Origin of the sequence: Pseudomonas sp. KBS0710 (assembly GCF_005938045.2) — a bacterium.
In the GTDB taxonomy this organism is placed as follows: Bacteria; Pseudomonadota; Gammaproteobacteria; order Pseudomonadales; family Pseudomonadaceae; genus Aquipseudomonas.
In genome coordinates this window covers 5,494,654-5,514,275 of the sequence record NZ_VCCF02000001.1, presented here as the reverse complement: position 1 = coordinate 5,514,275, position 19,622 = coordinate 5,494,654, and the positions used below count along the sequence as shown (strand labels likewise).

At 52.5% G+C, this 19,622-nt stretch carries 16 protein-coding genes and 1 tRNA gene; 4 read left to right on the top strand and 13 right to left on the bottom strand.

Features of this window, described 5'->3' with window-relative positions; all coding sequences use genetic code 11:
- Positions 1-57 precede the first annotated feature (57 nt).
- The gene (locus tag FFI16_RS25235; protein WP_138817279.1) at positions 58-543 is read left to right on the top strand and encodes a hypothetical protein; all 486 of its coding nucleotides are present in this window, start codon (positions 58-60) and stop codon (positions 541-543) included.
- Positions 544-609: 66 nt separating this feature from the next.
- Here the strand turns inward: FFI16_RS25235 and FFI16_RS25230 are convergent, their stop codons facing one another.
- Positions 610-894 carry a DUF3077 domain-containing protein gene (locus tag FFI16_RS25230; RefSeq protein ID WP_068931363.1) on the bottom strand — a complete coding sequence of 95 codons (285 nt, stop codon included), beginning with the start codon at positions 892-894 and terminating at the stop codon, positions 610-612.
- A 721-nt stretch (positions 895-1,615) separates the two neighbouring features.
- Here FFI16_RS25230 and FFI16_RS25225 point away from each other — a divergent pair.
- A complete protein-coding gene (locus tag FFI16_RS25225) occupies positions 1,616-3,604 on the top strand; it encodes an ATP-binding protein (protein ID WP_138817278.1) in 1,989 nt (662 codons plus the stop codon).
- A 613-nt stretch (positions 3,605-4,217) separates the two neighbouring features.
- Here the strand turns inward: FFI16_RS25225 and FFI16_RS25220 are convergent.
- The 7 genes from FFI16_RS25220 to FFI16_RS25185 all read right to left on the bottom strand — a co-directional run bounded on the left by FFI16_RS25220 (position 4,218) and on the right by FFI16_RS25185 (position 12,534).
- Complete coding sequence (locus FFI16_RS25220) at positions 4,218-7,331, bottom strand: DEAD/DEAH box helicase (protein WP_138817277.1); 3,114 nt, start codon at positions 7,329-7,331, stop codon at positions 4,218-4,220.
- Entirely contained in the window at positions 7,321-8,136 is an 816-nt protein-coding gene (locus FFI16_RS25215) for a virulence associated protein (protein ID WP_138817276.1), read from the bottom strand. The genes FFI16_RS25220 and FFI16_RS25215 overlap by 11 nt, the downstream gene beginning before the upstream one ends.
- A 302-nt stretch (positions 8,137-8,438) precedes the next feature.
- A complete protein-coding gene (locus FFI16_RS30745; RefSeq protein ID WP_138817275.1) occupies positions 8,439-8,714 on the bottom strand; it encodes a hypothetical protein in 276 nt (91 codons plus the stop codon).
- Positions 8,711-9,688: an integrase domain-containing protein gene (locus FFI16_RS25205; protein ID WP_138817274.1), complete on the bottom strand. Its 978-nt coding sequence runs from the start codon at positions 9,686-9,688 to the stop codon at positions 8,711-8,713. The genes FFI16_RS30745 and FFI16_RS25205 overlap by 4 nt, the downstream gene beginning before the upstream one ends.
- Before the next feature lie 914 nt (positions 9,689-10,602).
- Complete coding sequence (locus FFI16_RS25195; RefSeq protein WP_138817273.1) at positions 10,603-11,925, bottom strand: integrase arm-type DNA-binding domain-containing protein; 1,323 nt, start codon at positions 11,923-11,925, stop codon at positions 10,603-10,605.
- A gap of 172 nt (positions 11,926-12,097) precedes the next feature.
- Positions 12,098-12,173, bottom strand: a tRNA-Thr gene (locus tag FFI16_RS25190).
- Between the two features lie 127 nt (positions 12,174-12,300).
- Positions 12,301-12,534, bottom strand: coding sequence for a DUF2790 domain-containing protein (locus FFI16_RS25185; protein ID WP_138817272.1), 234 nt, complete (start codon positions 12,532-12,534; stop codon positions 12,301-12,303).
- Positions 12,535-12,946: 412 nt separating this feature from the next.
- Here FFI16_RS25185 and bcsQ (FFI16_RS25180) point away from each other — a divergent pair, with 412 nt between their 5' ends.
- Positions 12,947-13,825, top strand: a complete 879-nt coding sequence (gene bcsQ / locus FFI16_RS25180; protein WP_256666284.1) for a cellulose biosynthesis protein BcsQ — start codon at positions 12,947-12,949, stop codon at positions 13,823-13,825.
- A gap of 167 nt (positions 13,826-13,992) precedes the next feature.
- Positions 13,993-14,892, top strand: coding sequence for a cellulose biosynthesis protein BcsQ (gene bcsQ / locus FFI16_RS25175; protein ID WP_138817271.1), 900 nt, complete (start codon positions 13,993-13,995; stop codon positions 14,890-14,892).
- A gap of 241 nt (positions 14,893-15,133) precedes the next feature.
- Here the strand turns inward: bcsQ (FFI16_RS25175) and FFI16_RS25170 are convergent, their stop codons facing one another.
- From FFI16_RS25170 to FFI16_RS25150, 5 genes are all read right to left on the bottom strand, one after another.
- Complete coding sequence (locus FFI16_RS25170) at positions 15,134-16,321, bottom strand: methyltransferase (protein WP_138817270.1); 1,188 nt, start codon at positions 16,319-16,321, stop codon at positions 15,134-15,136.
- The gene (locus FFI16_RS25165; RefSeq protein WP_026013808.1) at positions 16,302-16,991 is read right to left on the bottom strand and encodes an ABC transporter permease; all 690 of its coding nucleotides are present in this window, start codon (positions 16,989-16,991) and stop codon (positions 16,302-16,304) included. Before FFI16_RS25165 ends, FFI16_RS25170 begins: the two co-directional genes overlap by 20 nt.
- Before the next feature lie 38 nt (positions 16,992-17,029).
- A complete protein-coding gene (locus FFI16_RS25160) occupies positions 17,030-17,725 on the bottom strand; it encodes an ABC transporter permease (RefSeq protein ID WP_017138658.1) in 696 nt (231 codons plus the stop codon).
- A 77-nt stretch (positions 17,726-17,802) separates the two neighbouring features.
- A complete protein-coding gene (locus FFI16_RS25155) occupies positions 17,803-18,555 on the bottom strand; it encodes an ABC transporter substrate-binding protein (protein WP_017138657.1) in 753 nt (250 codons plus the stop codon).
- A 13-nt stretch (positions 18,556-18,568) separates the two neighbouring features.
- A complete protein-coding gene (locus FFI16_RS25150) occupies positions 18,569-19,342 on the bottom strand; it encodes an ABC transporter ATP-binding protein (RefSeq protein WP_017138656.1) in 774 nt (257 codons plus the stop codon).
- Between the last annotated feature and the right edge of the window lie 280 nt (positions 19,343-19,622).

Genomic DNA, 19,622 nt, shown 5'->3' with positions numbered 1-19,622 from the left:
GCACGTTTCCCGCGCGGCCTGTTTATGCACATCATCCACCCACACGGGACACACACCATGTTCGGAATTTCCCCACTCGGCTGGCTCCACACCCTCGGCAGCCTGCCCGCCATCCCACTGGCCGCCTACATGTTCATCCGCCACGGCCGCATCGTGCCCCGCTCAACACCCGGCAAGCTCTACCTGGCATCGATGCTGATCGGCGCCTTCAGCGTATTCCTGGTCGCCAAACAGCCAGTGAGCAACATCATTGGCATCATCACCCTTGCCCTGCTCGCGGCCGGATATGCAGTAGGGCACATAGCCTGGCTCGGCCGCGCACGCGCATACCTGGAAACAATCTTCCTGAGCCTGACCGCATTTTTCCTGATGGTACCCACCGTATCCGAAACACTGCGCCGCGTGCCCGACGGGCACCCGTTCGTGACAGACCTGCAATCCCCCGTGCTGCTCGGCGCACAAGGCAGCATCGCACTGGCGCTGGTTATCGGCGTGACTGCGCAGATGATTTACTTGCGAAAAAAAGGCGGGCGGTTCGCCTAAAAAGCGCTTGTATGTGGAAGCCGGGCTTGCCCGCGATAGCGCACGCCCGGCTAGCCCTTTTACCCCTTACTGCTCAGCATTGCAGGGCGACGCCAACACCTTCACCACATCATCAATCACCGCCTTGCTCATCTCCTGCAAATAATGCGACGCCCAGGCATAACGGTCCGTCTCCTTCGTCATCGCCGCATCCTCTGCGAGCAACTTGGCGACGTGGAGCAAATCGGAAACGTGGTGCAAGGCTTCATGCAGGGAAACGCCGCTGTTGACGCGGAACAGAGGTTGGTCGGAGTGAAAGGAGAAAGGGGTGACGCCGAGGGTGGTGAGTGCGGGTGGATTTGTTGCGGTCATTGGTGGAACTCCCATATTGATTGAGAGCAGCACGTTCGTTGTGAAAACGAATGCGTGGCGCTGTTGGCGCCTGCATCAAATCGGGTTCTCAGGCCCGGTCGCTGGGTGGTGGCGACGGGGGGAGGTTAGCGTGGTGAGGGGGGGGGGAGCAATCGAGAAAATTGATGGGTTGTTTTTTCGGTCGGGTCGGGTGGTACGGATAGGTGGCTGGGGGAATTATTGGTTTTATGAGGGGGGCATAATTATTGGCAGGGCATAATTTTGAATAAAGCTTGGGAGGGGGGTGAGGGGGGCTTTTGGTGGTCCGGTGGGTTTGGAGAATACGTATACCGGGACTGACGTTGAGCTGAGCAAGGCATCATAGAAGTCGAGATTTGGACTGAGGCAAGCAGCCCGAGATTTTAAGTGTGGACACTTGTTGGGCATTTCGGCCGAAAAGGTGATTTGATTTTTTGCAGTTTCCCAAGCTCCAGAAACCACAAAGCCCCGCATTGCGGGGCTTTGAGATATGGTGCGCACCAGGAGTCGAATTTTTTCTTAACGTGTTGTTATGCATGTAATTTTTTATTGAATGAGACGATTGTATCTCTAAAACTACCTTTTTCCCCAATAGATGATTTATGCTTAAAAATAAGGAGCGAAAAAGCAATTTGCCATACCATTTTATAAATTTAGATAAGCATATAATCAGAAGTAACGCATAAATTAAAAGGGAAGAGTCATGGCAAAAGTAGAAGTTCAAGCCAAAGGAATTAGAAACCGGTTAAAGTCATTCAAGCCATACAGAGCAATCTCAGAGTACATATGGAATGGATTCGACGCAGGTGCAAATACTATTTGTATAGATTATGTCGAAAATGAACTCGGGACGATCAATGAATTATATGTGAGTGATAACGGGGCTGGAATTCCGTTCGACTTGGTAGATAAAAAATTTAAACCTGTACTGTCTTCTGAAAAAAGAGACTTAGAAGTACAGCATAGTTTGATTCATGGGAAGAATGGATTGGGTCGGTTAACTTTTTTTCACTTCGCCCAAAAAGCAGGATGGAGTACCTGCTACGAAGAAGATGGAAAAAAACACAGGTACGATATCAGTGTTGATAGCGATCATATTGATGATTATGATCCGTCGGAAATAAAGCTAGCACCTGCTGATAATACCGGAACGTCGGTCGCATTTTATAATATTTACGGTATTTCATCAGCTTATATAGAAAATGACCTTGTCAGGTTTTTGGAGAAGGAGTTTTCATGGTTTCTCGAACTCAACAAAGATCTTGGTTTTTCCATTAGGATTAATGGCTCAGAGTTGAGCTATGGTAATGTAATAAAAGACAAAGAAGACTTTACTGTCTATATTGGCGAGTACGTGTTTGATGTAAGGTTTATCCGTTGGTCTCACAAGCTAAATAGGCATTTCTCTAGATATTATTGCAAAGATATAAATGGGGTCTTCAAGTACTCAAAGCCTACAACACTGAATAATAAAAGTGATGAATTTTATCACAGTGTTTTTATAAGTAGCAAATATTTTGACTCGTTTGTGTCTGGCATAAAGCCGGGCACAATAGATGCAGTGTCTCCAAATAATGATCAGGCTGAAGAGTTTAGAGAGCTAATTTTAAAAGTAAATGAGTTTCTTAGAAATAAGCGCAAGCCATTCATAGTCGATCACGCTAGAAAACTGACGGAAGAGTTTGAAAGTCAGGGTTATTTTCCAGAATTTAACTCTAAAAACCGCTGGGAACAAATGCGGCATGATGATTTAAAAGAGACTATAACGCAGCTTTATCAAGTAGAACCTCGTATTTTTGCTAACTTAAATGTAATTCAAAAAAAGACATTTATCAGCTTCATTGCATTGGCAATTGACTCCGGTGAGGTTGGTGACCTTTTTGAGATTTTAGGAGGGGTTTTAGAACTGTCGTCGGGCGAAAGGGAACGATTTGCTAGGCAGCTAAAAACTACGAAGATGTCGTCAATTGTAAGCACCATTGAGCTCATAAGTGACAGATATAAATCTGTTGCTGAGTTTAAAAGATTAGTTTTTGATCCGAAAATGTATGCTGGCGAAGTCCCGCACCTTCAAAAAATGACGGAGCGTAACTATTGGCTGATTGGAGAGGAGTATTTGCTCTTAACTGCAGCAGAGCCGAAATTTGAAGAGGCCCTCAGAAGATATACCCATCTGCTACAAGGCACGGCGAAAGAAAAAGAAATTGAACATGATGATAGAAACAGAGAAATGGATCTTTTCCTTGTCAGGCAACGCAAAAACCAAAATAAAATTGAGAATGTAATTTTGGAGTTAAAACACCCCGTAAATGTAAGGCTCGGAAAAAAAGAATCAGACCAAATATATAGTTACTATCAAGTTATTAAGTCAGAGCCTGAATTCAATGCGTCGAATATGGAGTGGAAGTTTTATCTTATAGGTAACGATTTTGATTCGACTGGATATATAAGCAGTCAGATATCAAGCCTTAAAAGCCATGGGGAGCCAGGGCTTATATTTTCAGGTGAATATAAGGTTTACGCTTTCAAGTGGAGCGAAATATTTTGTGAATTCGAACTGAAGCACGAGTTTCTTAATAAAAATTTGAAGCTAGAGCTCGAAAGACTTTCAGAGGGGGAACACGAATCTGCTGATGATATTGTGAATAAAACTAGAACATCTGATGCGGCAGCAGAGTATGCAGTCGCTTAGTGTTTTTGATTAAGTGAGATGTTTGTAGTTTTGGTGAATAGATGGTGCTGTTTGTATTGAATGCTTTAGGGGGTAGAGTTGACAATATCTTTGCAGTGCGCCAAGCAACGGAGAAAGGGAATTCATGAAGTGTTCACGCGGTAAAGCGACGCCGACCAGCATATAAAACTGCGACTATTTGCGCCACACTATGATCGATAAAACAGAGGTGGATTTCCCTGAGGATCTCATTCAGTCTGGGAAACGTGACTATGAATATCGGTTGATGGCGATTTTTGGTGCCGCTCACATGGGGACTCGCTCTGCCGTCCGCGTGATAATTGAAACTCTTCTAAAGGTGTACATGTTATGCGTCCCAAGCAATGAGGAGGGGGCGAGGCCCTTACAAATTTCCGATCGGACTCCGACAGCATGTACGTGACGCGAGTCATCACACATGACAAAAGTTATCGGAGATGATCGATTCTGGTGTAACGCTACGGGAATCTGAACGTAGTTGATAGCTATGACGCACACAGACCGACTGCAAGGGTAATTCAGATTTCTCCTACAGATAGACGGTTTGCCCCTAAATAAGATTCTGACGGCTAAAATTATTAAGGCAGCAGTCCTGCTATCTAGTTTTATACGCATCTAGAAAATATGTTGGGTACTTAGTCAGACTCTCTTGGACAAGCTCAAAGTTATTCTCCACAATGCTCGGCTCAAATATGGTTTCATATTTCTGTTTCTTCACTAGTACGGACGCTAGGCTCTTGCAAACTTCCCTGTCCACATAGCCTTTTCGATGTAGCCAAAGTTCAAGCTCTGACTTTAACCCAAGTTTTAATTGATTTTGGAGTAGCCTAGTATGGGCTGTAATATCTGTGCCCATTGTCCGTCCTTCTAAAATATCTGCTATTGCACCAACAAATAGCATTACGTCGTAGGCTAAAATACCTGTCGCAAACTCAATGACATGATCCATTGTTAAGTTCATTTTGCGAACAGGGGCTTGATATTTAAGTCCGGCTTTCTTCATGTTTTTAAAAATATTGGCGAAGCTTTCGCCTTCTATCCAAAGCTGTGCAAACTTAGGGAGAAGGTCTTGTGAAATCAGGCTATTGAAAAGCTTTTTATCGCAAAGAATAGCTATTAACGGCCAGCATGCGTGCAGTATGTCTTGACTTGAAGTGCAAAGCTCAAGATCAAATAAGTTATTATCAATCCATTGTTCAATGATAACTAGCTGTCCAACCCCAAGCAGAGTCCTGCCATAGTATGAATATTTTTCCTTCGGTACCCCCGAGACCCGTGCTGCGATAACTTTGAAAGCTTTGATTAGCGCAGTTTTCTCCTCCTTTTCGGCTAGGTGAAAAGCGAGAGTGTCTTCTATGAGAGAGGCCAGCGACTGGGTATTTTCGGTATCTGGATTGTCCTTCAAGTATGATAAGAGAAAACTTTCAACAGAGTTTATTAGTTCTAGCTTCCTGCTCATTTCGTCCAGCAGTGGAGTTATATTTATACTGTTCTTTGCCGACCAAGCTACCCAAAGATTACGATGCTCCACCGGAGCTTCGATGAATCTCTGTGCATGACCAGCAGAGGCATGCTCGAATTCAAATTCTGATATTAAACTCTTGAGACTGCTCAAGCAGCTTTCAGCATTGGTGAAGCTCAAAAGGTGTATGGCTTTCCTCCAACGCCAATTTTCTTTGTAGTTTGACCTTCCGTCATAGATCTTTGAATCGGCAAAAATGATACTTCCTTCTGTATGGTGCCCTGAGCGCCCGGCTCGGCCTATCAGATTCTGAAAATCCCTAGTCTTTATTTCCTGAAGGCCCTGATTGAGACTGGAAACCACCAAGTATTTAATTGGCAGATTTACACCTTGGGCTAATGTTGAGGTACACACGACGAGGCAGGCTTTACTATTTTCCATTGCCCACTCTACAGATACGCGTAAACCATTGGGGATATTTGAACTGTGCGGAAGAATTCCGAGCTTAATCGCGTTCGGGAAAACATCCGCTTTTCCAAAATGCTGCGACGCGAGGAAGGCTATTTTTTCAAGTTCAAGCTTATCACTACTTTCATTAGGGAATGGGAGTTTGAGTTCGCGCTTGTAAGCATCAAGTAGTATTTTGCAGATAGATGTCACTGACTTCTTCGTTCCGCAGAACAATGCTACTGGTCCTTGATGACATAGCTTTAGCCCAAGGTAGGCAGAAACACTAGGGACTTTTGCGCGTACGGGGAAGACTTTTAAATTCTCCTTCGTATTCTTTTTTAATGGCAATTCTTCAATAATTCGTGGTACAAAATAACCACTGTCACTTTTGTTGTCTGGCTTTAAATAGTGAAGTTGGCCCAAGCTTTTAGTCCAACTAACGAACGCAATGCTTTTTTGGGTCGGGAGGCAACTACTGCCTTGAATATGCACTCCTTCGCCCCCATTTAGCCAGTCGCCAATAGTTTCCGCATTTGACATTACAGCAGATATTAAAACCTTCTGCGTGTCCTCGCTGACGACTTTCTTTAAGTGCGTAAGAAGTAATTCATAGGTTACTCCTCGCTTACCACTATCAAACTGATGTCCTTCGTCAAAAATCAATAAGCCAATGCTCTTCGCCAGATCTGGTGAGTGGCGTAAGGTGTAAACAAGTTTCTCTGGTGTTACCACTACAATATTTTTTTCATGTTTTGATTTGCTGTCTGCCAGTAAAAAACGGAGGAAATCTTGTTCTTCACTGTTGAGTTCAGTCGTATCTTGCATTTCGTTGATAGATACGTTTTCATTTTCGAAGGCTGCTTTGAAACTTGAGGCTATTTCTCTGCAAAGTGCTCTAAATGGAGCAACAATAAATGCAGTATCTGCCCTGTTTGATACGAAGGCGCTTCGTATTATAAGCTCGGCAGACTTTGTTTTGCCTGCGCTTGTAGGCATTTGAATTACCGCTGAAATTCCCTTTAAGACTCCCGACTCGCCTATCAAATGTTGAGCAGGCCAAAATTCTTTGATGAAGGAATCTTTTTCAATCGCATTTTTCCAGGCCGACAAGGGAAGGCCGGAGTACTTCTCTAAACATACCAGGCAGGAATTTTTTATCTTGTTAAGAGCGACGGCAATTATTGCGTCTACTAATAGAAGTTCTCTGTCGCTACCTCCTTGATAGACTAGTGCCCTAAGTCTGCTACAGGCACTTACGAAGTTATCTTGGCTTCCGCCTCGCGCAAAAAAATTTACATACTCTTCGACAAAGCTTTCGGCTTCTATATTTAAATAGCTATTGGAGTATCTATACCAATCTTGATTGATATCTGACTTTAATAGCCATATAAGTATTCCTTCGATGTAGCTTGGTGTAAGATCTTTGATGTCATAGTTCAGGCTCTTGGACAGCACGTGAGAACTGCCGGGCATCCCTCCAAGGTAATAGGCGGTTGAGCCAAGTAGTAAAAGATAGTTCTGTATCTCACTGGCTGTTTTGGACTGATTCAGGGCATCGAAATATTGCCCTGCAGTAACGAGCTGTTTTTTTAGCTCTTCAAAGTTTTCTGGCTTGTCTCCGTAAAATCTGGCTTCCGATGCGCACAGTTCTCCAATGATCCCAATTGTGGTAATGAGCAAGTTTGCCGGACTAATGGGAAGTTCAATGTGAAACTTTTCATCGATGCCGAACTCGTACAGCTTGGCCTTGGACTTGGTTATTGCTAGAAGTGTATTTGATTTGCTTTCAAGCTTCATCTGCGGCCTTCTTGTAAAGTGTGTGTATAAGGGCCATTAGTGTCGGTCCTGATATAACTAACAATTCAAGTGAGTCCTTCCCTGGATGGTCGCTAGAGCTGGATTTTGAAATAAGGTTTGGGTCGTACGAGGTGCTAGTCAATACTGCTCCGGCACCATATATTCGCTTGTAAGGTCGATCAACTCCTAGTTGAAATCGAGTGATCATCGCTGCTTCAGTGAATTCTTGCTTGTCAATAAGTCGCTGTTTTATTGCGTTCAACGAGTCCGCAATTCTTGCTTCATCTTTCATTGAATCATTTATAGCGGTCTGTAGCAGATTTATTGGCTTGTTTTCGCTTGCCTTTGCCTTGACCTCAAAAATTATCAGTTCATCGTCGCGCTCATGGGTACTGACTTTTTGCTTGAAGCCTATAACGTCGGAGCCTTTTGATGATTCATTAGCTATTATTTTTCTATCGTATCGCGTTTTAGGAATATAAAATGAGCGTAGAAAATGTAAGTAGTCGGCAACTAATATTTCCGCGAAATCGCCGGCTCGAATGCTTGGGCCTGGTCGTTGGGTGCCGCTCGGAAATTTTAGTGTCAATAAATAATCGGAACGGCTTAGGTCAGGAGATTTAATTAGATCAATTGTGCTGTCGCTACAATAGTGATTTCGAAAGTGTCGCGCCCATGCGGATATCGTAACTGAGTCCGTCAAATCATAATTAAATTCATACACAGCAACCTTTTTTCCACAGGAGGTCGTGATTTTTTTATTGGTGTTTGTAAGCCACTTCAGATGTTGATCTGACCACGGCATTCTAGCGTCCTTTTTTCACTGCTTTACTTTCCCCCCCAAATACAGGCGGGGCTCTAGCGATCAATTTCTTGATCCAGTCCAAATCCCTGTACTTACCATATGCCAGTTTCATAGTGGATGGCTAGGTGCCATGAGTTTAAAAAGGTCTTGGCCTGCTGAGCTCGTTCTGGCGCCCACTAGGGCCGATTGCTCTCATTCACTTTGGCGCCGATGGGTGGTTGCAGCCGATGATGGTCTTTGCCCGCGATCGCCCCACATTCCGCCGGTGATATGGGGCAGGCCGAAAAGGTATAGGGCGGCTTCTACCGGTGGAAATCCCATGATTTCCCTAAGCGAAAAGTGATGTGGCTTATCGTCAGCAGATAATAATAGCGAGACGATTTTGAGTGACAGTCAATATGGTGATTCACAAACCAAGCTAGATGTTTTCTCTGCCACGTCCATGGATTCTCTCGGTGCCAACGATCAGAAATGGCTGCTTGGATAGCCTTGGCCTGTCGTATGTGTCGTTCGCGTGTGGAATGCGCCCCAGTCAGTACGCTTGCTAGGAAAAGCTCCATATCGAATAGTTTGCTCATGTTCGCCCCCCGATGTAGGCGGATACTACGTCGAGCCGACCGTGCCCCAGTTCATAGCTGATTTGTACGCGCGCTTCTCGATCAAATCTGGGATCAAGTTGGCTGTGCCTGCCGCCGTTGATGGGCGCTAGGTGGTGGGTGATCTGCTCATAGCGTTCACACGCATAGGCCGCGCGCAACTCGTGAAAGCCTTTGAGATTTTGCGCGTGGAGGATATCTCGGACGGGTCGGACGACACTCCGATTGAAATCTAGGTAGCTCTCGTTGGGCGCGAGCAGGTTGCGGCTGCCGTCGGGAGAAATCTGTTCAGCGCACCTTAGCGCTTGCAGAACATGCTCATCCACTATGATCCAGCGAGGCGCTGTTGCACCACCGCGGCCACCTTTGGTCCCATCCTGAATGTTGATCTTGTCGTAGTGTTCGGCCTCCCGTTGAAGACGCGGTAGGTCGGCTAAGATGGCTTCGCGCAGGCGCATTCCGGTGGTGCGTGCCAACTGTGCGATCGCCGCGGCACGAGGATGCTGTTCGCGGAGCGCATCGACGATGCGCATCACGTGTTCGCGATCCTGGCCTCGTGGAACTGTCGTGCGGATGGTGGTGCGCTGCATTTCCAACGCCTTGCTCGGACTCGGAACTTTCACGTACTGATCACCGCGAAGCGCTGCCATGGTCCGGTTCACGCTGGATAATCGATTTTGTGCGGTGGCGATAGCGAGGTCGCCGCGCTCGACTAAGTGACGCAGATGCGCCGCGTAATCCGACAAGATCTGGCGATCTATCTGCCGTGCATCGTTGAGTCCTGGTCCATCGTCTGAGCGGCACCAGCGCACAAACGCCTGCCAGCGATCGCTGTGCGCTTTGACCGTGCCGTAATGCCCTCCGCCGAACATGTCTTTTAACGCCTGCGTTCCGGCATAACTCAGTTGCCGACCATACCCAAAATTACGCCCATCCCGTCTACCGACCAATCCCATGACCAAACTCCTCTCGAAGGCACACTTGTAAAACCTTCCCCACGTCATCCCGCCAAGAATGTTGAGTGTTATCAGGGATCAAGGCCCCTGCGACCTGTGAGGGTTGTCCACTAACGTGGGACTGGCGGCTCCTTACGACCGGGAGCTTGGGCATCTCATGATCTGGCCTCCTGAGCACTTCCGAAGAAGTGGGCGGGTGGAGGCTGCGCTGGCTGACGAGACCAGCGCCGCGAGATCCTGAGTCGGGTTAAGGCAGTGAGGCGATGACCGGGGCATACCTGACTGTCAGTCAGGTGCAGTCCATTCCGTGGGCTGCGGCACCATCATCTGCATCGCTGTTGCTGGTGACTTCGGTGTTTGTCACGCCGATTGTCACGAGGGGAAATGCCGCAATGCCTTGTACGAGGTGGGCTGCAGCAGTGGTAGGAGCGCCCGTCTCTTTCCGGGAGAAAGAGACGGGCGCAGGTTGGCGCAAGGAAATGCGCCAAGCGGATAGGTTGCTGCAGAACAGCTAGGAAAGGGTGTGAGTTGCCGCAGTGGGCACTCTGGTAGAAGTAGGCATCCATCACTCGGTGAGTGACCGTGCGAGCCGCCGGACGCTAATCGCACTTTGGGAGAACCACCACGGTGTGGCGTAGCCTTAAAGGTTCTGGCTACCTGGGGTTGCTGTCAACGACAGCGCTTTACCCGATCTTTTCTACGCCTGTGGATAATTTGGGTCAAGGCTCGAATCTTCGGGAGTTCTGCGGCTGTGGATGAAATTATCCACCGGTGGAAATCAGTGGTTTTCCACAGATAGTTGCGTGGGTTTTAGATTTTTTTAAGTGAGGTCCATCCAAGCAGGGCGGCTTTGCAGCCCTGTTTGGATGGACCCGCGTGGACAAGCGGATCACTGAGATATGAAGGCCGAGCGCTTACTCAGTTGCGCCACGTTTTGCTTTTAGGCGAGTGACGTTCGCTCCGGTCTGGTTCGCGAATTCGTGTGGAGTGACATGCTCCTGCCGGTTGGCCTCCAGATACCGGCTCCACCAGTTCATGATCAGCCTGCGCTCCTCGATGAACTCTGCCTTGTGGATGTAAGCGGCGCGGACGTTGTTGCGCTCCTTGTGGCTCATCTGCCGTTCAATGGCTGTCTCCGACCACAATCCTGACTCGATCAGTGCGCTGCAGGCCATCGAACGAAATCCATGCCCGCAGATATCGGTTTTGGTGTCGTATCCCATCGTCCGAAGCGCGTTGTTCACGGTATTTTCGGACATGGGCTTCCAGGGTTTGGCATCCCCTGCGAAGACCAATGCGAATTTGCCTGTGAGTGCATGGATTTTTTCGAGTAGCGCCACTGCTTGCGGCGATAAGGGTACTAAATGGATATCCCCTGCCATCTTCGTACCCCTTGTGGAAAAGGGTACTCCCTCCAACGCGGGTCGAGTGTCCGGTATCTCCCAGGTGCCGCGCTTGAGGTCGAACTCGCTCCAGCGTGCGAAACGCAGCTCGCTGGATCGTACAAACACATGCAGCGACAGCATCACCGTCAGGCGGGTAAGTGCGCGGCCTTTATAGGTGTCGATCCGCTCCTGTAGTTCCGGCAGTCGCGATAAGGGTAGAGCGGGGCGATGTACCACCCGCGGGGCTTTGATCAAGCCTTCGAGGTCGTAAGCAGGGTTTGCGGTGATAAGCCGGAGGCGTTTTGCCTCGCGCATGATGCTCTGCAGGTAGTTTTTTACCCTTAAAGCTACGTCTATCGTTCCGCGCTTCTTGATCGCTTCCAAGGGCTGCATAAGGTCATGGGTGTCGAGGTCGACAATGGCGCGGGCGCCGATCAGTGGGAACACGTGGGTTTTGAGGCGGCTCATCACTGTCTTGGAGTGGCCTGGTGCCCACTTGGCCGACATTTCCGTGTGCCAGTCCAGCGCAACGCTTTCAAAGGTTCTGCCTTTGATCACAGCTTCCGCCTTGGCTTGGTGCTTGGTCTCTATGGGATCAATGCCATCCGCCAGCATTCGCTTGACCTCCAAGCGCTTGCGGCGCGCATCGGCGAGGCCAATGACGGGGTAGTTGCCGAACGAGGTCAGTCCTTCGCGTCCATCAGGTTTGACGTAACGGAGCCGCCAGCCTTTGCGGCCATTGGGTTGGACTAGAAGGTAGAGGCCGTCGCCGTCGAAAAGCTTGTAGGCGCGGTCTGTAGGTTTTGCCAAGCGGCAAGCTGCGTCGGAGAGCGGAGCTGTGGTGCGCGACATAAGGGTACTCCCTTTTATCGAAGTGACCTGTATCCCAAACTCTACCCTTAAAACGGTTGGAATCCACCAGTTTCTGACGGAAACCGATGGAACGCCAAAACGAAAAAACCCGCCAGAAGGCGGGTTTTTCGGGGGTTCCAGAGATTTTGAAAGCCTTCTCTGGAACCTTATATGGTGCCGGCACCAGGAGTCGAACCCGGGACCTACTGATTACAAGTCAGTTGCTCTACCAACTGAGCTATACCGGCGTGTTAGGGCGACGATTATAGCGATTGCCAAGCTTCTGTAAACCCCTGAATTCTGACTATTTTTGCAGATACCAAGGTTTTTTTACGCTCGCTGCTTTTTCCTACCTTCGACAGCCTCAAATCCGACTCAATTGCCGTCGCCACACTGGTCGGTAAATTTCATGTACTCCAACACCTGCGTATCGCCTTTAGAGTCCAGGTAGGTCATGCGCGCGTTCACCACGCCGCATCCCGAGCGGGTGTCTTCGGTGGTCGACAGCACGCGCTGAATATCCGGCTTATGGCTTGCCTCGGCATGGGCGGTGAAGGTCAAGCCAAGCAGGCTGGCGGCGATTAGGGTTTTCCAGTTGTTGGTGTTCATGGTGATGGCCTCGCAGGTGCAATGGTGGGGTGAGGCCATTGAATGCCTGGGAGGTATCCGGGCTGTGTCGCGCAGGGCGGGTTTTGTTTCGTTGTGTATGGCGTGTGGATCTGTGTACTTGTTGATACGAACGGCGCGCTTGTATTGGTTAAAAAACACACGGTGATCGCCTAGTGCGTTGTTTTATAGGTGTATATCTCCTGGCAAAAGAAGAGCCATAAAAATGGCGCCATGCCGCTCATCTGAAAGGTTTTGGATACAAACACCAGAATACTGACACTATCACTGTGATATCACACAATGCGGCCCAGTTATTCATTGGCCCGACAGGGAGGAGCAGCCAGTGGGGCGTGCAGATCACATCACCAAGCTATATACCGCGCTGGCTGAGCCTTGTTTGCGGGAGTCGCAGGTGGCGGTGCCTTTTCAGCAGTTGTTGGATCAGCTGAATCAGGGCGCCGCGCCCTATCGTCATGAGGCGGTAGAGGGGCCGCATGGCGTGGTGTATACGGATGCGGTGGCACCCAAGGTCGTGGTGGTGGTTTCCGCCACCGGCGGTGTGGGGCGCAGCACGTTGGCGGCTGCGCTTGCCAGTGGTTTGCAGCGCCAGGGCCACCCGGCGCTGGCGTTGGAGTTGGACCCGCAAAACGCGCTGCGCCATCACTTGTGCCCAGGCTTTGATGTGCCCGGCCTGGGCGCTACCAGCCTGCTTAATCAAACCTGGCAAGCCTTGCCTAAACGCGGATTTGCCGGCTGCCGCCTGGTCACCTTTGGTGAAACCGATGCTGTGCAGCAGCAAAGCCTTAATCGCTGGCTCGGCCAGGACCAGGCATTTCTCGCCAAGCGCCTGGCCGGTTTGGGGCTCAGTGCGAGTGACACGGTGGTCATCGATGTGCCTGCGGGTAATACGGTGTACCTGAGCCAGGCGCTGTCGGTGGCCGATGTGGTGCTGGTGGTGGTGCAGCCGGATGCCGCGTCGTTTCGCCGTTTGGCCAAGATGGATGAGGTGCTCGCGCCCTACCTTGCGGGGGAGGCGCCACCTCAGCGGTTTTACGTAATCAACCAGGTCGACGCTGGCCAGACTTTTAGCGAGGACATGGCCGGAGTGTTCAAGCTGCGCCTGGGCGACGCCATACTCGGCACCGTTCAGCGTGACGTTTCGTTCAGTGAGGCGCAGGCCTATGGGCGCGACCCGTTTGACCCTGCGTTGAACAGCGGCGGCTCCCAGGATGTGAGTGCGTTATGCCGGGCGTTGAGCGTTCGCATGCATTTATCGAACAATGGCCATTAAATTGACCATTTACCGCTTGTCTAAAAAATTATCAGTTAAAACAGCAAAATAATGACACTTTCCCGCGCCTGTCACAGAATGCTTCACTAAGACGCCCATAATAAGACCTGCGGTAAGTGCCTGCTTGCCGACCTTCACGTCTTTAGCTGCGTCGTGAGGAGCTGTTTATGAGCCTTAGCGAAGAGCTGTTGACGTTGTTCGGCAAGAACGTCAGCCACGATGCCGACGGCATCAATGCACGCATGCATTTTTTTGGCAGTGTGCCCGCAAACGAAAACACCCATCCCCAATCGACTCATCCAGTAGCGCTGCGCCCCAAAGTGGTGGCGTTGGTGTCGATCAATGGCGGTGTCGGCCGCAGCACGCTGGCCACGGCGTTGAGCAGCGGTTTGCAGCGCCATGGCGAGTCAGTGGTGGCGCTGGACCTGGACCCGCAAAATGCCCTGCACCATCACTTTGGCGTCAGTGGCGCCTTGCCGGGTATCGGCCGTACCAGCCTGGAGCATGGGCAGTGGAGCCCGCTGCAGCAGCTGGGCTTTGCCGGTTGCCAGGTGATTACCTTTGGCGATATCGACATCGAGCAACAGGAAAACCTCGAGCGCTGGCTCAAGCACGAACCCAGCTGGTTGGCGCAGCGCCTGGCAGCGCTGGGTTTAAGCGAGCGGCAGACGGTGATCATCGATACGCCTGCGGGTAACAACGTCTATTTCCATCAAGCGCTGAGCGTGGCCGATGTGGTGCTGGTGATCGCCCAGGCCGACGCCGCTTGCCTCGGCACCCTTGATCATCTGGATGGATTGCTCGCGCCGCACTTGGAGGGTGAACGCCCGCCGGTGGTGCATGTGGTGGTCAACCAGGTGGATGAGAGCAACGCCTTTAGCCTGGACATGCTGGAGGCGTTCAAACAACGCCTGGGCACAGCGCCGCTGGAGGTGCACCGCGACATGGCGATCAATGAGGCGCTGGCGTTTGCGGCCGACCCGTTGGACAGCGCCACAAAGCGCCTGGCCGGCGACGATATCAACGAGATTTGCCGCGTGCTGAAAGCGCCGAAAAGAACCGTATAAATCGCGCTTTATGCCCTTAGCGCCAGATGCTTATGCACAATCGGTTGGTTGCGCCTGTCACGAAACAGCCATTTTGTGGAGCCGTTCTCAACACGCTGCAACTGCCTGTTTTGTGTGCGTTTTATTTTGTGAACAAAAAATGACCAGGGTGGGTTTTGGTCTGTAGCGCTGATAGCTACAGCCTTTGTAAAGAATTCATCAACAGAGTTATCCACAGGGCGCGTGTAGGAAGTTTCGCCCCTTAATCGCGCTCGGCCAGCATCATCAAGTTACGCGGCGTTAGCGTGGGTTCGCAGAAGGTGCCTATCCCAACCTTGTAGCCCTGTTCTTTCAAGAACAACGCCCGATCCAGGACCAGCCACAGTTCCAGCGGCCGCCGAAACAATCCTCTGACCAACTCCAGGTTGCGCACCTCGGCCAAGCGCCGCCAGCCGTGTGCCTCCAGCGCCGCCCAATCCTGTTCACCTGTGGATAAATCCTTGAGACGCGCCAGTTCCTGGCAGTAATCAGCGAAGGGTTTATCCAGCCAACTGGTGGGCAGGGACGGCGTGGGCAGGTACTCATCGCAGCCACGCAGTTGGCGTTGCAGCTGATCGAAACCCAGGCGCCGGGCCATGGACGTGTCCCGTTGCTGGCGCACGCGATTGCCGGCGGTGACGGTTTCGCTCAGCGGTAACCCCAGGTCGTCGACCGAAAGCTGTAGTTGCGAGGCGCGCCCGGCCGTCGACAGAGCCTGATAGCGCTCGGCGCCGATGCGGTTATAGCAGCAAGGTGCGAGCGCGAGCTGTTTGCAGCCCGCCGCACTGGCCACGTGCAAGAGCCGCACATGCAGGTCGCCGCAGGCATGTAAGGCGACGGGCGTGTGCTCGGCACTGATTGCCACATCGGCCATCACGTCTTGCAGGCGATGGGTCACGGCCAGGCCGTGATGGTCGCTCAAGGCCTGGCCCGAGGCGATCAGCGCCGGGTCGTATTCAAGGCAAGTCAGGTGTTGGCCGAATTGCAGCAAGCGCCGGCCGAGGTGGCCTTTGCCGGCGCACCAGTCCAGCCAATGCTGAGGTGTTGCAGCAAAACTCAGTGCGGCGCCGAACGCCTCGATTTGCTGCCATTTGCGCCCGGGCACATCCACGTTCAGGCGATGGCGGGCAGGCTCCAGCGCGTGTGCGGGTAGCTTGCCCACAGCGCTGAGCTGCGCGGCCTGAAAAGCCAGCTGTGGAAAAGGCGCGGGCGCCGGCAGGTCATACGGGTGGTTGTGACAGGCTTCGGCATCGGCCAGCGTGCGCTGGCGCAACCATTGGGCCAGCTCGGGGTGCTGGTGTTCCCAGGGTAGGTGCAGGTGCGTAAAGGGCCGTGGTCGCCACAGCCCTTGGTGCTCGATTAGAAACGCATCCAGCGCCGCGAAGCGTGCTTCAACGTCCCTGGCAAGCATCGACGCGCAGCCAGCGTTCGAGCAGTTTGAAGCCGCGCACCAGGATGTAGGCCATCAGCAGGTAGAACAGCCCCGCCGCGAAGAAGATCTCCACCGGAAGGTAGGTGCGGGCGATGATGGTGCGCGCCATGCCGGTCAGCTCCAGCAGGGTGACGGTGCTGGCCAGGGCGCTGGCCTTGAGCATCAGGATCACTTCGTTGCTGTACGCCGGCAGGCCGATGCGCGAGGCACGCGGCAGGATGATGTAGAACAGCGTCTTGGGTTTGGACATGCCCAGGGCGCGCGCCGCTTCGATCTCACCCGGCGGGATGGCCTGGATAGCGCCGCGCAGGATCTCGGCGATATAGGCGGCGGTGTGCAAGGTCATGGTGGCCGTGGCACACCAGAACGGATCGCGCAGGTACGGCCACATGAAGCTCTCACGCACGGCATCGAACTGCGCCAGGCCGTAATACACCAGGAACAACTGCACCAGCAGCGGCGTGCCTCGGAAGAAGAAAATATAGGCGTAGGGCAGGGCGCTCACGTACCAGCGGCGCGAGGAGCGCGCGATACCCAGCGGAATCGCCAGCAGCAAACCGGCGATCACGGCGATGGCCACCAGTTCCAGGGTCAGGGTTGCGCCTTGGGCCAGTTTGGGCAGCCACTTGATGATCACGGCCCAGTTCAGGCCCAGGTCGAAGTGCGACAGCCAGCTGTAGTCACCGCTCATTGGGTGCTCCTTGCAAAGCCGCGGGCGGCGCGTTTTTCCAGGAAGTACATGCCGGTCATGGCCAGCACGGTGAGGCCCAGGTACATGAAGGCCGCGACCATAAAGAAGGTGAACGGCTGCTTGGTCACGGTCACACCGATCTGCGCGTGACGCATGATTTCTTCAAGGCCGATCACCGACACCAGCGCAGTGTCTTTCATCAGGATCATGAACAGGTTGCCCAGGCCCGGCAGGGCAATGCGCCACATCTGCGGCATGATCAAGCGGGTGAAAATCCGCACCTTCGACAGGCCCAGCGCCACACCGGCTTCGCGGTGGCCCTTGGGAATGGCCAGAATCGCGCCGCGGAACACTTCCGTGGCGTAGGCGCCAAAGCACAGGCCCAGGGCGATAACCCCGGCGGCAAAGGCACTCAGGGAAAGGTCGGGGTTGCCAAAAAACTCGCCCAGGGCACGCATCAGGTTGACGGTGCCGAAGTAAATCAGCAGCACCCACAACAGCTCGGGAATGCCCCGAACGATGGTCGAGTAAGCCCCGCCCAGCCATTGCAACGGCTTGTACGGTGAAGTCTTGGCCAAGGCGCCGGCAAGGCCCAGCACCAGCCCCAGGCACAGGGCCGTGAGCGCCAGTTTGACGGTCATCAGCGCGCCAGCGGCAAGCGCCGGGCCGAATCCGTAGAGATCGAAATTCATGGTGTTTTCATATCGCGGCAGGCATTGCTGAAAGCCGGCGCGCTACTAGTAGAAGCGCGCCGGTCAGGCCGTTCAGATCATTCGATGCTGAACGGGAAGTACTTGTCGTTGATCTTCTTGTAGGTGCCGTCTGCCTTGATCTCTGCCAGGGCTTTGTTCAGGCGCTCGCGCAGCGGGTCGCCCTTGCGTACGGCGATACCGATCTTGTCGCTTTCTACCACCGGGTCGCCTTTGAACTCATAGGCCGAACCGTCTTTGCTCTTGAGCCATTCGTACTGCACGTACTTGTCGGCGAGAATCCCGTCCAAACGGCCGGAAGTCAGGTCGAGGTAGGCGTTTTCCTGGGTGTCGTAGAGCTTGGCGGTGGTGTCCGGCAGCTTGTCTTCCAGGTAAGTACCGGCCAGCGTCGCGCGCTGTGCACCGATGATCTTGCCCTTCAGGTAACCGGCGTCGGTCTTGAAGTCGGCTGTGGCTTTAGGTGCGATGAATTGCAGCTTGTTGGAGTAGTACGGGTCGGTGAAGTCGACGGCTTGCTTGCGCTCATCGGTGATCGACAGCGAAGACACCAGGAAGTCGAACTTCTTGGCGTTCAGGGCCGGGATGATGCCGTCCCAGTCGGACACATACACTTCGCACTTCTCGACTTTCATCTTCGCGCACAGGGCGTCGCCGATGTCTTTGTCAAAGCCCACGACGTTGCCGCTGGCGTCTTTATTGTTGAAGGGCGGGTAGGCCGCTTCGATCCCCATTTTCAAGGTCTCTGCCATGGCCGTGGCGCTGAACGCCATCGAAACGGCCGCGGCCAGAAGGAATTTTTTATAGTTCTGCATGCATGTTGCTCCGTTAGCGGTTGCTGGACATGAATTGTTTGCAGCGCGCCGAAAGCGGGTTTTCAAACACCTGCTGTGGCGATCCTTGCTCTTCGACCAGGCCCTGGTGCAGGAACACCACTTCACTGGAAACCTGACGGGCAAAGCCCATTTCATGGGTGACCAGCAGCATGGTGCGGCCTTCTTCGGCCAGTGCGCGGATCACATTAAGTACTTCCTGGACCATTTCCGGGTCAAGCGCCGATGTTGGCTCGTCGAACAGGATGACCTTGGGCTGCATGGCCAGGGTGCGTGCAATCGCCGCGCGTTGTTGCTGGCCACCGGACAGTTGCGCCGGGTAGGCGTGGCGCTTGTCGCTGATGCCGACCTTGGCCAGCAAGGCTTCGGCCACTTCGATCGCCTCGGCCTTGCTCTGGCCGAGCACACGGCGGGGCGCCTCGATGATGTTGTCGAGGATGCTCATGTGCGGCCACAGGTTAAAGTTTTGAAACACAAAACCGATTTCGCTGCGCAGGCGGTTGATCTGTTTGCCGTCGGCGGCCATCAGCTCGCCGTTTTTTGCGGCCTTGAGCTTGAGTTCTTCACCGGCCACCAGGATCTGGCCCTGATGCGGGTTTTCCAGCAGGTTGATGCAACGCAAAAAGGTGGACTTGCCGGAACCGGAGGAACCCAGGATCGAGATCACGTCGCCGTCGCGGGCGGTCAGCGAGATACCTTTGAGTACCTCCAGCTCACCATAGCGTTTATGCAAGTTGCGGATTTCAAGCGCGGGCGCGGCCTCAGCCATGTGCGGTCCTCATTGTGTTCAGTGCATTCTTGCTGTTGGGCCGCCTTCCTGGCGAGGCGCCAAGCTAGCATAGCGTTCGGATGGCAGCCAACAGCGCTGCGGACGGTTAACGGGTGGTCTGCGGCAAGGTGTCGCATCGGCACAGCAGCGTGTCGCGCTATCAACAACCTACAGACGTTTGAACCCGATAAATCCACAGGCTTCGCGTAAAAAAGGGCGCGATGGTGCCAGCTTTGGCCGGGTGTTGGAAGGGTTAACCGGGCAAACGGTCCTTATCAGC

Excerpts from the sequence above, each read along its gene's own strand:
- FFI16_RS25235 (WP_138817279.1), top strand. The coding sequence starts at position 58 with ATGTTCGGAATTTCCCCACTCGGCTGGCTCCACACCCTCGGCAGCCTG.
- FFI16_RS25230 (WP_068931363.1), bottom strand. The coding sequence starts at position 894 with ATGACCGCAACAAATCCACCCGCACTCACCACCCTCGGCGTCACCCCT.
- FFI16_RS25225 (WP_138817278.1), top strand. The coding sequence starts at position 1,616 with ATGGCAAAAGTAGAAGTTCAAGCCAAAGGAATTAGAAACCGGTTAAAG.
- FFI16_RS25220 (WP_138817277.1), bottom strand. The coding sequence starts at position 7,331 with ATGAAGCTTGAAAGCAAATCAAATACACTTCTAGCAATAACCAAGTCC.
- FFI16_RS25215 (WP_138817276.1), bottom strand. The coding sequence starts at position 8,136 with ATGCCGTGGTCAGATCAACATCTGAAGTGGCTTACAAACACCAATAAA.
- FFI16_RS30745 (WP_138817275.1), bottom strand. The coding sequence starts at position 8,714 with ATGAGCAAACTATTCGATATGGAGCTTTTCCTAGCAAGCGTACTGACT.
- FFI16_RS25205 (WP_138817274.1), bottom strand. The coding sequence starts at position 9,688 with ATGGGATTGGTCGGTAGACGGGATGGGCGTAATTTTGGGTATGGTCGG.
- FFI16_RS25195 (WP_138817273.1), bottom strand. The coding sequence starts at position 11,925 with ATGTCGCGCACCACAGCTCCGCTCTCCGACGCAGCTTGCCGCTTGGCA.
- FFI16_RS25185 (WP_138817272.1), bottom strand. The coding sequence starts at position 12,534 with ATGAACACCAACAACTGGAAAACCCTAATCGCCGCCAGCCTGCTTGGC.
- bcsQ (WP_138817271.1), top strand. The coding sequence starts at position 13,993 with ATGAGCCTTAGCGAAGAGCTGTTGACGTTGTTCGGCAAGAACGTCAGC.
- FFI16_RS25170 (WP_138817270.1), bottom strand. The coding sequence starts at position 16,321 with ATGCTTGCCAGGGACGTTGAAGCACGCTTCGCGGCGCTGGATGCGTTT.
- FFI16_RS25160 (WP_017138658.1), bottom strand. The coding sequence starts at position 17,725 with ATGAATTTCGATCTCTACGGATTCGGCCCGGCGCTTGCCGCTGGCGCG.
- FFI16_RS25155 (WP_017138657.1), bottom strand. The coding sequence starts at position 18,555 with ATGCAGAACTATAAAAAATTCCTTCTGGCCGCGGCCGTTTCGATGGCG.
- FFI16_RS25150 (WP_017138656.1), bottom strand. The coding sequence starts at position 19,342 with ATGGCTGAGGCCGCGCCCGCGCTTGAAATCCGCAACTTGCATAAACGC.